We start from the raw sequence: 14,442 nt of genomic DNA, 5'->3' as shown, positions 1-14,442 counted from the left end.
CGGGTGCCTTCCGCTTCGCGCAGTTCCCCGCGCCCCTGTTTTCGCGCCCACCCGCTCGCAGCCGCTACTCAGGCTTGCGGAACATCCGGGTGGCCGTGATCTCCCCGTGAATCGTCGGCCCGTCCGGGTCCTGCGCCGCCGGGAGGCCGGGGCGGAGGTGTTCCTCGACCGAGATGTACTTCAGGCCGGCCCGGAGGTCCGCGTCGTTGCGGAGGCGGATGACGAGGGGGAACTCGGCCAGTGCGGTGGTGTCGAACAGGCCGGTGGTGTAGATGAGTTGGACGCCGAGCGCGTCGGCGACGGCGCGCTGGAGTTCCAGCAGGTACGTCGCGTTGGCGCGGCCGATCGGGTTGTCGAGGAAGAGCGTGCCGGCGTGGCGGAGCTGTGACTGGCCGCGGTCGTTGGCGCGGAGGGCGGCCATCGTGCAGTAGAGGGCGATGGCGGCGGTGAGCAGCTGGCCGCCGGAGAAGACGTCCGACATCTGGCCGACGGAGACCCGTTCGGCGCGCAGGACGGCGTCGGGCTTGAGGATTTCGACCGAGACGCCCTTGGGGCCGATCGCGGCGGCGACGCCGCGCAGCAGCAGGGACATGCCGTCGCGGCGCAGGTCGGAGTTCTTCTTGACGGCGGACTGGGTGGCGTCGTCGATGACTTCGCCGAGCCGTTCGACCAGGACGGCGTGGTCGGGGTCCTCGAAGCGGATGCGCAGGAACTCCTGGCCCGACCATTCGCCGAGGCCTTCGGGCAGGCGCGAGAGCCGCTGCGCGGCGCGCAGGGTGGCGAGCGAGGACTCGACCAGGCCGCGCAGGCGGTCGACGATGGAGGCGCGGTTGCGTTCCAGCTGGGTGAGTTCGTCGGTGAGGACGCGCAGCCGGGGGGCGAACGCGGCGGCCCAGGCGGCGGCGTGGTCGGGCAGGGCGGCGGCGGGCAGCTCGCGGATCTGCTGGCGGGCGGGGGTGCGGACGGCTTCGTAGCGGGCGGCGTTGGCGTGCCGGACGAGGGCGTCGGAGGCGTCCCGGACGGCGAGTTCGGCGCCGGTGAGTTCGCCGGCGGCGGTGCGCATGGCGCGCCGGGTGTCGGCGACGGCGGCGCGGGCCGCGGCGAGGCCGCCGAGGTAGGCGTCGGCGGCCTCGGTCTCCTCGCCGTTGTCGCGCAGCGAGTCGCGGAGCTGGCCGGCGAGTTCCTCGAAGTCGGTGGCGGCGGCCTGCGCCTGGTCCAGGGTGCGCTGGAGGTCGGCGTGTTCGGTGCGCGCGGTGTCGACTCGCTCGCGGCGTTCGGCGAGCAGCGCGGTGGCGGTGCGGAGCAGCGCCTGGGCGTGTTCGGGGTCGGCGGGGAGGAGGTCGTCGGGGAGTTCGGTGTGGGCTTCGCCGTTGACGGGGGCGGAGCGTTCGGCGTCGCCGCGCAGGCGCCCGACTTCTTCGGCGGCGGCGCCGGAGCGGGCTTCGATGATGGTGACGAGTTCTTCGGCGCGGGCGGCGGCGGCCTGTCGGGCGGGGCCGTCGGCGCCGTCGGGGCTGGCGAGGAGTTCCTCGGCGCGGGCCTTGACCTTGTTGCTGAGGCGGTCGAGTTCGGCTGCGGCGGCGGCTTCGTCGCCTTCGGCGCGGGCCTGTTCGGCGCGCAGGTCGGCGCCGACGCCGACCTTTTCGTACAGCTGGGCTGCCGCACGGTAGGCCTCGCGGAGGGCGGGCAGCGAGGTGGGGGTGGCGGTCTCGTCGAGTTCGATGCTGGTGTCGGCGGCGGCGATCTCGGCGCGTTCGCCGCGCAGGGTGCGTGCGGTGCGGCGGGCGTCGTCGGCGGCGCGCTGGGCGGCGCGGCGGTCCTCGTCGCAGGTGCGGGCGCGTTCGGTGCACAGGGCCTGGCGGCGTTCGCATTCGGTGGCGTCGTCGGCGAGTTCGCGCTGGCGGCGGGTCCAGTTGGCGCGTTCGCGGAGGCGGAAGGCGAGGCCGGCCAGGGCGTCGGCGCGGCGGCGGGTGCGCTGGGCGGTTTCCCGGCATTCCTCGTGGCGGGCGGCGGCGGCCTGGTGGTCGGCGTCGGCTTCGGTGTGGTCGGCGCGCAGGGTGGCGAGTTCGGCGGCGGTGGCTTCGGCGTGTTCGGCTGCCGCTGCGGCGGCTTCGGCGAGTTCGGCGAGGGTGCCGGGCGGGCAGCTGGCGTGCCAGGAGGCGAGGCGGGCGGCGAGGGCGCGGTCGCCGCCGAGGCGGGCGGCGAGTTCGCGGATGTGTTCCTCGCGGGCGGTGGCGCGGGCGCGCAGTTCGCGGCGTTCGTCGTCGGCGGCGGTCTCGTTGTGCATGGCCGGGTTCGGCGGCACCAGGAAGAACGCGGGCTCGGCTTCGATCGGGGCGGTGAGGGCGGCGGCGGTGCCGACGGCGACGGTGGAGCGGGGCAGCAGGGCGGCGGCGGCGAGCGCTTCGCGGGCCCGGTCGAGCGAGCTGGGGTCGGTGACGACGACGCCGTCGACGAGTTCGGGGCGGGCGGCGAGGATGGCGTCGTGGTCGGCGGGGTCGACGGACTGGGCGAGGTAGCGCCAGCCGGGCAGCGCGGGGATGCCCTGTTCGCCGAGGTATTCGACGGTGGCGAGGACGTCGGGGCCGGGCGGCAGCAGGCCGCCGTCGCCGAGGGCGGCGAGGATCCGGGAGTCGTCGGCGGCGGCGGTGCGCAGGTCGAACAGGGTGCGTTCGGCGCCCGCCACGGACTGGTCGAGCAGTTCGCGCAAGTCCTCGGCGGACGCGTCGAGTTGACGGGGCGTCAGGAAGCCTTCGGTCTCCTCGGCGCCGTCCTGGTAGGGCGTCAGGGAGAGCAGTTCGGCGAGCCGGGGTTCGGCGGCGAGCTGGGCGGCGGTGCGCTGTTCGGCGGCGAGGGTGCGTTCGGCGGCGGTGCGGGCGTCGGTGGCGCGGGCGGCGGCGAGTTCGGCGCGGGCCTCGGCGGCGGCGGATTCGCGGGCCCGGACGGCGGCGGATTCGGCGGCGGTGCGCGCGAGTTCGAGCTCTTCGGTGGCGGCGCGTTCGGCGTCGGCGGCGTGCAGGGCGGCGCGGGCGGGGTCGGGTTCGGCGCCGGAGTCGTCGATCCAGCCGGCTTCGACGGCGGCGGCGGTCTCCTGCTCGACCTCGGTGAGGCGCTGGCGCAGGTGTTCGGCCTCGGAGCGGGCCTTCTGCGCGGCGGTGGCGGCGGCGGTGGCTTCGGCCTGGGCGGCGGAGCCGTCCTGCTGCAACTCGCCTGCGCGCAGCTCCTCCTGGTCGGCGCGGGTCTCGGCGCTCAGCGCGGCGGATTCGAGGGCGCGGGCGAGGGCGCCGGCGGCGCGGTCGCGGGCGGCGAGGGCGGGCGCGGCGTCGAGTTCGGCTTCCCGGATGGCGGCGGCGACCCGGCTGGCACGGTCGGCGGCGGCGCGGTGCCGCAGCACCGCTTCGGCGGCCTGCCAGGCGGTGAACTGGGCGCGGGCGTCGGTGAGTTCGCGGCGCAGGCGGCCGGCTTCGGCGGTCGCGGCCTCCAGGCCGAGGGTGGCGTGCCGGTAGCCGAGTTCGGAGACGATCAGGGCGTGCCGGGTGCGGTCGGTCTCGGCGGCGGTGACGGCGCTCGCGGCGGCGGCGACCTCGACGGAGAGGTCGTGCATCCGGTCGCGTTCGACGGCGGAGCGGGCGGACAGCGAGGTCGCGAGCTTGCGGGTGCGGCGTTCGGCGGCGCGGTGGCCCTCGCGGACGGTCTCCCGGCCGGCGGTGGCGTCGACGATGCGCTGGAGCAGGTCGACGGAGCCGGCGGTGAAGTCGCGTTCGGCGGTGAGTTCGGCGCGGCGGCCGAGCTTGGCGGCGAAGCCGTGCACCAGGTCGGCGAGGCCGTCGGTGTCGCGGGTGTCGGTGACGGCGCGCAGCAGCAGGTCGGTGAAGTCGGCGTCGTTGCGGACCGCGAACAGGCCGGCGGCCTCGCCCTCGTCGGCGTTCATCTCGCGCTGGTAGCGGAAGAGTTCGGGGTCGAGGCCGAGTGCGCCGAGGTGCTCGATCCAGCGGTCGTGGATCTCCTCGAAGGTGACGTCGAGGTGCGGGTGGGCCTTGGCGGCCTCGGTGAGGGTGTCGCGGAAGCCCTTCATGGTGCGGCGGCGGCCGCGGGCCTTCTGGTCGCCGGCCAGGCTGGGCCGTTCGGCGACCGGCAGCGCGTCCAGGGTGAGGCCGGGGCCGGGCCGGAAGGAGTACCAGAGTTCGGCGAACTTCCGCGGGTCGGAGGAGACCTGGCGGCCGCGCCACTCGCTGACCTTGCCGACCACGACGAGTTCGCCGGTGACGGTGTGCTGCCACTCGAGGGCGACGTGGCCGCAGTCGTCGGCCAGCAGGAACTTGCGCAGCACGCCGGAGGAGGCGCCGCCCAGGGTGTTGCGGTGGCCGGGCAGCATCACCGAGAAGATCAGCTTGAGCAGCACGGACTTGCCGCCGCCGTTCTCCAGGAACAGCACGCCGGCGGGCGCGGGGCGGCGCTGCGGGCCTTCCGGCTCCTCCCCGAACAGGCCGATCTGCTGCGGCTGCGGTTCGGGGACCGGATCGCCGACTCCGCGCAGGTCGAGCACCGTGTCGGCGTAGCGGGCGCCCGCCGGTCCGATCGAGTACAGGCGGACCCGGTTCAGCTCGTACATGTGCGGTGGTTCTCCTGGAGCGGCAGTTGCAGGGTGGCGCTGGACAGTTGACGGAGTGTCAGAGTGCGTGGAAGGGCAGGCCCGCGTCGGCGACGAGTTCGTCGCTGTCGTCGGGCGGCAGCAGGGTGGCCGTGCCGTCGCTGACCGGGACGACGCCCAGGTCGAGCAGTTCGGCCATGGCGGCGCTGCCGGCCAGGTCGCGGACCTGCAACTGGTAGCGGGCGGTGGTGCGGTAGGTGCCGCCGGCGTCGTCGGAGGTCTTCTGCAGGAAGCCGGAGTCGACCAGGAAGGACACCGCCTTGGAGACGATGCCGGTGGTGGAGCCGGACAGCCGGCGGGCGTCCTTGGTGGCGCCGGTCGCGGAGCGGCGGGCCCACACCCGCCAGGCCGCCTCCAGGGCGGGGGCGGAGCTCGCCGGGTCGGTGTTGCTGCCCTCGGCCGCGGCGCGTTCCTCGAGGCGGCGGCAGGCCTGCCGGACGAACGCGTCCACGCCGTTGACGCTGACCCGGCCGAGGTAGCCGTCGTCGGCGAGGTCCTCGGGGCGGGGGAAGGCGAGCGCGGCGACCGCGAGGTGTGCGAGGCCGTGCAGGAAGCGGTCGGTGGACTCGGAGGCGGCGCGGCGCGAGTAGTCGCCCATCCGGACGGCGAACACCGACTCCTCGGCGGCGGCGACGGCCATCCCGGCCCGCGGCGAGACCTCCAGCACCACCAGGCCCATGCCGGTGGCGACGGCGTCGGCGAGGCGCCCGAACTGCGGGTCGTCGCGGTAGCGGCGCACCAGTTCGGCGTACTCCGCGTCCCGGGACGGCAGCAGCTTGGCCTGCAGGCCGAAGGACACCAGGCGGGCGGCCTCGGCGACGTCCGCCGGGCTGATCGCCGGGTGGGCGGCAGCGGCCGGCTCGGCGTCCTGCGGCGCCCACGCCTCGGTGCTGGTGGTCATGCGGGTGCTCCTTCGGTGCGGGCGGTGCAAGTGGTGCTGGAAGAACGGCTCGTCACTTCGCGTCCCGGCGGTCGGCGGCCATCCCGGCGGCGTCCAGCAGGGCGCTGCCGACGATCAGGTCCGCGCCGCCGAAGCCCGGGTCGTCCAGGCGGGTGCCGTCGTCCACGGCGAACAGCAGGCGTTCCTCGCCCTGCCGGTACGCGGTGCCGACCGGCGGGCTGGCGGCGTGCACGGCCAGCAGGGCGACCAGGTAGGCGAGTTCTTCGCCGTCCTCGCCGTCGTCGGTGCCGCGGGCGCGGGCGTCGGCGAGCAGGCCGGACAGGCGGCGGGGCGCGTCGGCGGGCAGGTCGAGCAGGTCGAGCGCGGCTTCCAGTTGGGCCTCGGAGAACCGGCTGTCGTCGGGGGTGGCGACCAGGTCGGGTTCGGGCAGTTCGGCGCCGAGGTGTTCGCGTTCGACCGGCGGGGTGAGCAGCAGGTCGACGAGGTCGCTGACCCGGACCGAGACGGGGGTGCGCAGGCCGGTGCCGCGGGCGAAGAACGCGTCGGTGGGCCGGGTGGCGTCCGCGAGCGGGAGGGTGAGAACCGGGGCGAGGAGTTGACCGTAGAGGTCGATGCCGGTGCGCGCGGTGGGTGCGGAGAACGCCTGCCGGTCCTGTTCGGCGCGGAACAGCGGGCCGGCTTCCAGCAGGCGGGTCTGGAGCTGGGTGTGCCGGCGGATGCAGTCCTTGACGATGTCGACGAGTTCGGCGGCGCGCCGCTTGTGCTCGGCGTCGGTGCTCTCGTCGCGGGCCTTGCGGATGTTGGTGAGGATCGCGTTCTCGTGCCGGTACCGGTCGGCGATGTGGTCGAGCGCCTCGTCGATCAGGTCGGGGACGGTCTCCATCCAGTCGACGGCGCGGACGTTGCGGCGGGTGGCCTCGAGGGCGCGGCGCAGCGTTTCGGCGTACTGGACGGTGCGGTAGCGGGCCTGTTCGGCGGCGAGTTGGGCGTCGGCGAGGCGGCCGCGGCGGATCAGCACCTCAAGTTTGACCTCGGCGGCGATCTGAGCGCTCGTCACGTCGGTGTCCAGCGCGCCGACCAGGACGTTGACGGCCTCGTCGGTGGTGCGCAGGTAGACGCCGCCGTCCTGGCCGGGGACTTCCTCGATCAGTTTGAAGTCGTAGTCGCGGCGGGTGTATTCGCCGTCGGGGCCGAAGGTGCCGTAGACGGCGCGGAAGCCGCGGTCGACGCTGCCGACGTTGATCAGCGATTCCAGGACCCAGCGGGCGACGCGTTCGTGCTCGGTGGCGGCGCGGCCGGGGTTCTGGGCGGCGATCCGGGGGTGGAGCCGGCTGAGGACTATGTCGCGGTCGGCGCCGGTGTCGAAGTCCATGTTGAGGGTGACCAGGTCGATGGCGGCGAGACCGATCTCGGCCATCGTGTACGAGGCGTACTCGCCGGCCAGGTTGACCTTGCGGCTGTCGAGGTCGTGCAGCGGCGCGGTGCAGGCGAGCGCCTTGAGCCGGCGGGCGAGTCCCTCGTCGGCGGCCGGTCCGGGGGCGGGCCTGGTGGGCTGGTCTGCGATGGCGGTCACGGGGGACAAGATTAGGGCTTTCCGTGGACAGGTCCGAAACGTCCCCTTTGGGCGGGCTGTTCCGGCATGTTGAACGTGTTCAATTTCAGGTCTAGAGTCCCTCTCGCGACACCGCGTGCCGTTTCCGGCACCCGCGTCATGGAGGGGGGAATCCCCATGTCCGACATCGCCACCGCCCCGACCGGTTCCACCACCGCCGGCCCCGGCCCCGCCACCGTCACCGACACCGCACTCGTCCGACGCCGGATCAGGCGCTGGCTGTGGCTGTTCATCGTCTGCCTGGTACTCAGCGGAGTGACCGCATTCCCGCTGCAGATCGAGACCGACCTGCTGGTCCGGGCCCTGGACGCGAGCGGACTCGACTCCGCGCTCCCCGCCCTCGACGCCTGGGTGCACCGGGTCCGCGACGGCGTCGCCGACGGCTACGGCAACCACCCGTTCCTCGCCTACGGCACCGACTGGCTGGCGTTCGCGCACCTGGTGATCGCGGCCGCGTTCTGGGGCCCGCTGCGGGATCCGGTCCGCAACCTGTGGGTGATCCGCTGGGCGATGCTGGCCTGCGGCGCCGTCATCCCGCTCGCGCTGATCTGCGGCCCGCTGCGCGGCATCCCGCTGTTCTGGCAATTCGTCGACATGTCGTTCGGTGTCTTCGGCGTCATTCCGCTGCTGGTCGTGCACCGCCTGATCCGCACCCTGGAATGGAATCAGGCGGTCCGCACCCACCACGACTTCGCCAGGGTCATCCCCTCCCCCTGACCGTTCCCCATATGACGCGGCAGTGGTTACGCGGCAGTGGCCTCCGGCAGGGTCACGGTGCCGTCGTGCAGCTCCACGACCCGGTCGGCCTGCTCCATCAGGGCCGGGTCGTGGGTGGCCACCAGGGCGGTGACGCCCTGCGAGTGGACCACCGCGCGCAGCAGCTCCATCACGGCCAGGCCGGTCTCGGAGTCGAGCTGGCCGGTCGGCTCGTCCGCGATGATCAGCACCGGGTCGTTGGCCAGCGCCCGGGCGATCGCCACCCGCTGCTGCTGGCCGCCGGACAGTTCGGTCGGCCGCTGCCCGGCGTGCTCGGCCAGCCCGACCAGGGCCAGCAGGGTGCGCGCCCGCTCCTCGCGCTCGGCGGCGGGGAGCCGGCGCAGCCGCATCGGGACGCCGACGTTCTCGGCGGCGGTGAGCATCGGCAGCAGGCCGAAGGACTGGAAGACGAAGCCGATCCGGTCCCGGCGCAGCGCCAGCCGCCCCGCCTCGTCGAGGCCGGACAGGTCGGTGCCGTCGAGCGAGATCCGGCCGCTGGTCGGGATGTCGAGGCCGCCGACCAGGTTGAGCAGGGTGGTCTTGCCGGAGCCGGAGCGGCCCTTGAGGGCGGTGAGTTCGCCGCGGGCCCCGGTGAAGGAGACGCCGCGCAGCGCGTGCACGGTGCGGGCCCCGGCACCGAAGCTGCGCCACAGCTCCTCGACCACGACCATGGGCTCCTGCGGTTCGGTCATCTCGGTCTCCCCCGTTGGCTGTTGGGTGTGAAGGTGCACGATTCTGCTCACTCTGACAACGGTTCGCGCAAGCCCCTTCCGCTGCTTGATCCCATCTGACAGAGTCGTCCGCCATCCGGTACACGCTGAACCGGAACGGGGGTACGGGGAACAATGTTGGGCTTTGTGCTGCGCCGACTGCGCGGGCGGCTGCCGTTGGCCGCCGCCGTGCTGTTCACGGTGCTCATCACCACCACGGTGCTGACCACCCTGGTGGCCTTCAACCGCACCGTCGCCGAGGCCGGCCTGCGCCGGAACCTGGACGGCGGCAGCCGGGCCGTCCTGCAACTGGGCGCCGACCACGCGGCGGACACCAGGGCGGCGGACGACGCGAAGGCCGCCGCGCTCGGCACCCAGCTGTTCGACGGGCTGCCGGTCACCACGCAGTCGCTCGCCCTCAGCCGCGCGTACGGGCTGCCCGCCCTGTCGAGCGCCGCCGGCCGCGAGGTGGACCTGACGGTGCTGGCCGCGCTGGACCGCAGCCGGCTGAAGCTGACCGCCGGTCAGTGGCCGGCCGCCGGCGGCACGGTGCAGACGGTCGTGCCGAGGAGCGCCCTGCTCCGGCTGGGCCTGACCGAGAACGCGCTGCCCGCCAAGGTCACGCTGGCCGACCGGTACGGCGGCCGCCCGCTCACCGTCGAGGTCACCGGCGCCTACCAGGTCGCCGACCGGGACGCCCCCTACTGGCGGCTCGACCCGCTCGGCGGCCGCGAGATCCAGGTCAAGGGCTTCACCACGTACGGTCCGCTGATGGTGGACGACGGCGTGTTCACCTCCGGCCTGCTGACCCAGGGCAGCCGGAGCCTTCAGCTGACCGCCGACTTCTCCACCGCCGCCCCGGAGCGGATCGACCGGATCCGCTCCCGCGCCGACAAGCTGAACGACCTCGTCAAGCAGCACTCCCCGGGCCTCCAGGCGCGCACCGAACTGCCCGCCCTGCTGGCCGAACTGCACTCGGCGACGCTGGTCGCCCGTTCCAGCCTGCTGATCGGGGCGCTCCAGCTGGCGGTGCTGGCCGGGGCCGCGCTGCTGCTGGTGGTGCACCTGGTGGCGGACCGGCAGTCCCGGGAGAACGCCCTGCTCACCTCGCGCGGCGCGACCCGGCGGCGGCTGGCCGCCTGGACGGCGGTCGAGGCACTGCTGCTGGCGCTGCCCGCCGCCGTGCTCGCCCCGCTGCTGACCGGGCCGCTGCTGCGGCTGCTGACCTCCTACGGCCCGCTGACGGGGATGCCGCTGGAGCACACCGACTCCGCCGTCCGCTGGCCGGTGGCCGCGCTGTGCGCGCTGGCCTGTGTCGTGCTGGTCGCGCTGCCGCCCGTGCTGCGGCGCGACGCCGACCGGGTGGTGTCGCGCCGGCAGGCGGTGGTCAGCACCGTGGCCCGCTCCGGCGCCGACCTGACCCTGCTGGCGCTGGCCGTGATCACCTACCAGCAGCTGGCCGCCCGCACCGGCGGCCTCTCGGTGGACGCCGCCGGGCAGCTGGGCATCGACCCGGTGCTGGTCGCGGCGCCCACCCTGGCGCTGTGCGCGGGGACGCTGCTGGTGCTGCGGGTGCTGCCGTTCGCGGCCCGGCTCGGGGCCCGGCTGGCCGCCCGGGGCCGCGGCCTCGGCGCGGCGCTCGGCGGCTGGCAGCTGGCCCGCCGCCCCGGCCGGGCGAACGGGCCGGTGCTGCTGCTGGTGCTGGCGGTCGCCACCGGTGTGCTGGCGCTCGGTCAGCACGCCGCCTGGCGCGACTCGCAGCGCGACCAGGCCGACTTCGCCTCGGCGGGCGGCCTGCGGATCCAGGGCTCGGCGCTGCCCGCGTTCGGCCAGGGCGGCCGGTATTCGGCGCTGCCCGGCGGCGACCGGCTGCTGCCGGTCGCCGAGTTCGACCAGTGGCTCCCGGGCGACAAGCGGGGCCGGGTGCTGCTCACCGACACCGCCCGCGCCGCCACCGAACTGCACGTCCGGCCCGACCTGTTCGGCGGCCGGCCCGCCACCGAGCTGTTCGCGCCGCTGGCCGAACCGCAGCCGGCCGGCCTCGAGCTGCCCGGAAAGCCGGCCCGGATCGACCTGGCCATGGCCGTCCACGTCGCCGACCGCCCCACGGGGATCTACCCACCCGGTTGGGCACAGCCGGAGGTGACGGCACCCGATCTCTGGCTCCACCTGCGGGACGCCTTCGGCGCGCAGTACCGCGTCCTGGTGCCGCAGCTCCCGGCCCAGGGCGAAAAGTCCTTCTCGGTCGACCTGGACGCGCTGACCGCCGCCCCGCTCGGCTCAGCCGCCGCGCCGCTCAGCCTGACCGGCTTCGAGCTGACGTACGGCACCAACAGCAAGGACTCCGCCAGCGAGGTGACGATCCGCCGGCTGGCCGTCTCCGACACCGCGACCGGACCGGCCACGCCCGTTCCTACGCCCCCCGGCACCTGGAGCGGCACCGGCACCCCGGTGACGGTGACCGGCGACGGCGCCGAGGACCGGCTGGTGACCGTCGCGTACACCCCGGTCCGGGGCGAGGGCGTGAACGAAAGCAAGCGCGCCCTGGTGCTCGCCCCCGGCGCCACCCCGTCCGGCCCGGAGGTCAAGGCCCTGGCCACCCGCACGTACCTGACGGACTCCGGCGCCAAGGTCGGCGACCTGATCAAGGTCCAGCTCGGCAGCACCAGCATGCCGGTGCGGATCACCGGCCAGGTCGAGGCGCTGCCCGTGTACGGCGACACCGGCCTGCTGCTCGACCTGGCCGGCACCCACCGCTGGCTGACCGACCACGGCGCCGAGGTCCCGCCCGTCTCCGAGTGGTGGCTGCCCGCCACCGGCCCCGGCGACCGTACCCCCGCCGAGGCCGCCGCCGCCCTGCGCGCCGGACCGACCGCCCAGCAGCTGACCCTCCGCGAGGAGGACGCCGCCGCCCGCTCCGGCGACCCGCTGAGCGCCGCCCCGCAGAGCGCGCTGGCAGCGCTGGCGCTGGCCGCCGCCGTCCTCGCCACCATCGGCTTCGTCGCCGCCGCGGCCGCCTCGGCGAGCGAACGGGCCGGCGAGTCGGCGGTGCTGATGGCCCTCGGCACGCCGCCGCGGCTGCTGCGCCGGACCGCCGCCGCCGAACAGGTCGTGCTGGTCGGCATCGGCACCGGCGTCGGGCTGCTGCTCGGAGCCGCGCTGGCCCACCTGGTGGTGCCGCTGGTGGTCCTCACCCCCGCGGCCCGCCCCCCAATGCCCGAAGTCCTGGTCGGGCTGCCGCTCGGCCAGGTGCTCGCCCTGGCGGCCGGGACCGCCGCCCTGCCGCTGCTGTCCGCCTTCCTGGTCGGCAGCCGTCGCGACATGGCCGCCCGGCTCCGGTTCGTGGAGGACAAATGAGCACCCCGGCCCCCTGGATCCGTACCCGGCTGCGCGCCGCGCCCCTGGGCGCCCTGCTCACCGCCGCCCTGGCGTTCACCGTGGTCTTCCTGTCCGCGGCCCTGCCCCGGGCGCAGGACCGCGGGGCGGACGGCGCGCTGCAGAGCTACCTGCGCACGGTCGGCCCGACCGCCACCAGCGTGCAGGTCACCGCCGCGGTCCCGAACAGCGGCGACACCCCGCAGCTGCTGGACTCCACCGCGGAGCAGATCGCCGCCGCCATCGGCCCGGTGCTCCCGCTCGACCCGAGCGGCCCGGTGTACGGACGCCGGGGCGCCCAGCCGCGCAGGCTGCCCGACCCCGCGCTGATCCGCCCCGAGGGCGTCCCGCCGGAGTTCGCCCTGCAGTACCAGCACGGGGCGCGCGAGCACCTGAAGCTGACGGCGGGCCAGTGGCCGGACAGCCCGCCGGACGGCGGGCCGATCCCGGTCGCGCTGTCGGCGTCCGCCGCCGAGACCGTCGGGGTCAAGCTCGGCATGGTGCTCGACGGCACCAAGTCGATCACGGACCGCATCTCCGTGCCGCCGAACGCGTCGCAGATCCGGGTGGTCGGCTTCTACACCGTCGACAACCCGTCTGACCCGTTCTGGGACCGGTTCGGCTGCGCTGTCGCGGCCTGCACGAACTACACCCCCGGCGGCCCCGGCCAGCCCCCGGAGAAGTACTGGTACGCCGTCGCGCTGACCGGTTCGGAGAACATGTCCCGGATCGGCGAGTGGGGCCACGGCAGCGAGGACTACTGGCGGCTGCCGGTGCGGGTGGACGCGCTGCGGGCCGACCGGCTCCAGCAGACCTCCTTCGACCTCGCCTCCGTCACCCAGGGCCCGGTCTCCGTCAAGCTGACCAACGGCCTCGGACGGATCAACCTCCGCGTCACCAGCCCGCTGCGCACCATGATCGACAACGCCTGGGGGCGGCAGCGCGCCATCGACTCGCTCACCGAGGTCGGCCCCGCCGGCGCGGCCGGAGTCGCCGCCGTGGTGCTCTGCCTCGCCGCGGCGCTGACCGCCGAACGGCGCACCGCGGAACTGCGGCTGCTGCGGGCCCGCGGCGCCTCGATCCGCGGCACGTGCCGGCGGCTGCTCGGCGAAGGCTCGCTGACCGTGCTGCCCGCCGCCGCACTCGGCGCGCTGCTCGCCTTCACCCTGCTGCCCACCCCGCGCTGGCTGCCCGCCGCCGTCGCGGCCGGCTCGGTGACCCTGCTCGCCCTGCTGGCCTTCCCGGTCCGGGCCGCGCTGCTGCTCCGCGACAAGGCCGGCAGCGGCTTCTCCGGACGCCGCCGCCTGATGGCCGAAATCGCCGTGCTGGCCACCACCGCGGCCGCCGTCACCCAGGTCGTCCGGCGCGGGGTGGCCCCGGCCGGCGAAGGGGTGGACCTGCTGCTGGTGGCCGCACCGCTGCTGCTCGCGCTGACCGGCGCGCTGCTGCTGGCCCGGATCCAGCCCGCCATGATCGGACTGCTGGCCCGCTGGGCCGGGCGGCGGCCCGGCGCCATCGCCTTCCTCGGCCTGGCCCGCGCCGCCCGCGGCAACGGCCGCTCGCGCCCCTCGGCGCTGCCGCTGCTCGCCCTGGTGCTCGCGGTGACCTGCGGCGCGATCGGCGCCACCGTGCTGACCTCGGTCGCCGCCAAACGCACCGAAGTCGCCCGGTACAGCATCGGCGGCGACGTCTCGGTCAGCGGCGGAACGCTCGCCGGACTGTCGGACGCCTTCCTCTCCGCCGCCGACCGGCTGCCCGGCGTGGACGTCTCGCTGCCGGTCTGGACCGACGACGACGTGACGCTGACGTTCGGCAACGGCGGTTCGGTCCGGGTCAACGTGGTGGTGGCCGACCCGGTCAAGTACGCGAAACTCGCCGACATCGCCGGGCGGGGCCGGTTCGACCCGGCGGTCTTCACCGCCCAACCGGACAGTGCGGTGCCCGCCCTGGTCAGCAGCGACCTGCCGAACGGCACCTTCAACCTCCGGCTGGCGGGCGGCGAGGCGGTCACGATCCACACCGTCGCCGTCGCCGACGGCACCCCCGCCTTCAACGGCGCCGAGAACACCACCGTGGTGCTGCCGCTCGGCGCGGCCAAGGACCTGCTGCCCCGGTTCGGCGCCCCCAAGAAGTGGCTGGCGATCGGAAACATCGACGACGCCGCCGTGCGCGCCCTGGCCGCCCAGTACCTCGGGCCGGCGGCCACCGGCGACCAGCCGGGCCACGTGGTGCGGACCCGCACCGCCGACACCGCGGACCTCGGCAACGACCCGCTGCAGGCCTCCGCCGAGCGGATGTTCTGGGTCTCGGTCGGCGCCACCGCCCTGTTCGCGGTGCTCTCGGTCCTGCTCACGCTGTTCCGCGCCGGACCCGAACGGGCCGCGACCCTGGCCCGGCTGCGCACCATGGGCCTGCGGCCCCGGCAGGGGCTGGCGCT

Annotated in this window: 7 protein-coding genes; 3 read left to right on the top strand and 4 right to left on the bottom strand. The window is 75.0% G+C overall.

From position 1 onward, the window contains the following. Positions 1-64 precede the first annotated feature (64 nt). From ACFYST_RS35480 to ACFYST_RS35470, 3 genes are read right to left on the bottom strand one after another with little or no spacing between them, the layout of a single operon-like run. Positions 65-4,612 carry a hypothetical protein gene (locus ACFYST_RS35480; protein WP_387868471.1) on the bottom strand — a complete coding sequence of 1,516 codons (4,548 nt, stop codon included), beginning with the start codon at positions 4,610-4,612 and terminating at the stop codon, positions 65-67. Between the two features lie 58 nt (positions 4,613-4,670). After that, positions 4,671-5,552 (bottom strand): hypothetical protein, encoded by an 882-nt coding sequence (locus ACFYST_RS35475; RefSeq protein WP_387868469.1) that lies wholly within the window; start codon positions 5,550-5,552, stop codon positions 4,671-4,673. A gap of 52 nt (positions 5,553-5,604) precedes the next feature. Then, the gene (locus ACFYST_RS35470) at positions 5,605-7,125 is read right to left on the bottom strand and encodes a hypothetical protein (protein ID WP_387648357.1); all 1,521 of its coding nucleotides are present in this window, start codon (positions 7,123-7,125) and stop codon (positions 5,605-5,607) included. Between the two features lie 156 nt (positions 7,126-7,281). Between ACFYST_RS35470 and ACFYST_RS35465 the strand changes: the two genes are divergently transcribed. Beyond that, positions 7,282-7,881, top strand: coding sequence for a hypothetical protein (locus ACFYST_RS35465; protein ID WP_387648360.1), 600 nt, complete (start codon positions 7,282-7,284; stop codon positions 7,879-7,881). 26 nt (positions 7,882-7,907) lie between these two features. Here the strand turns inward: ACFYST_RS35465 and ACFYST_RS35460 are convergent, their stop codons facing one another. Further along, positions 7,908-8,612 (bottom strand): ABC transporter ATP-binding protein, encoded by a 705-nt coding sequence (locus tag ACFYST_RS35460; RefSeq protein ID WP_387868467.1) that lies wholly within the window; start codon positions 8,610-8,612, stop codon positions 7,908-7,910. A gap of 153 nt (positions 8,613-8,765) precedes the next feature. On the opposite strand from ACFYST_RS35460, the gene ACFYST_RS35455 reads away from it, so the two are divergent. Next, positions 8,766-11,987, top strand: coding sequence for an FtsX-like permease family protein (locus ACFYST_RS35455; protein ID WP_387868464.1), 3,222 nt, complete (start codon positions 8,766-8,768; stop codon positions 11,985-11,987). Further along, positions 11,984-14,442 (top strand): hypothetical protein (locus ACFYST_RS35450; RefSeq protein ID WP_387868461.1); only part of this gene is annotated, 2,459 nt, incomplete at its 3' end. The genes ACFYST_RS35455 and ACFYST_RS35450, both read left to right, overlap by 4 nt.

It is taken from the genome of Kitasatospora sp. NPDC004614 (genome assembly GCF_042873675.1).
Taxonomy (GTDB): Bacteria; Actinomycetota; Actinomycetes; order Streptomycetales; family Streptomycetaceae; genus Kitasatospora.
The sequence above is the reverse complement of the archived record's forward strand: the minus strand, read 5'-3'. Positions and strand labels throughout refer to the sequence as shown.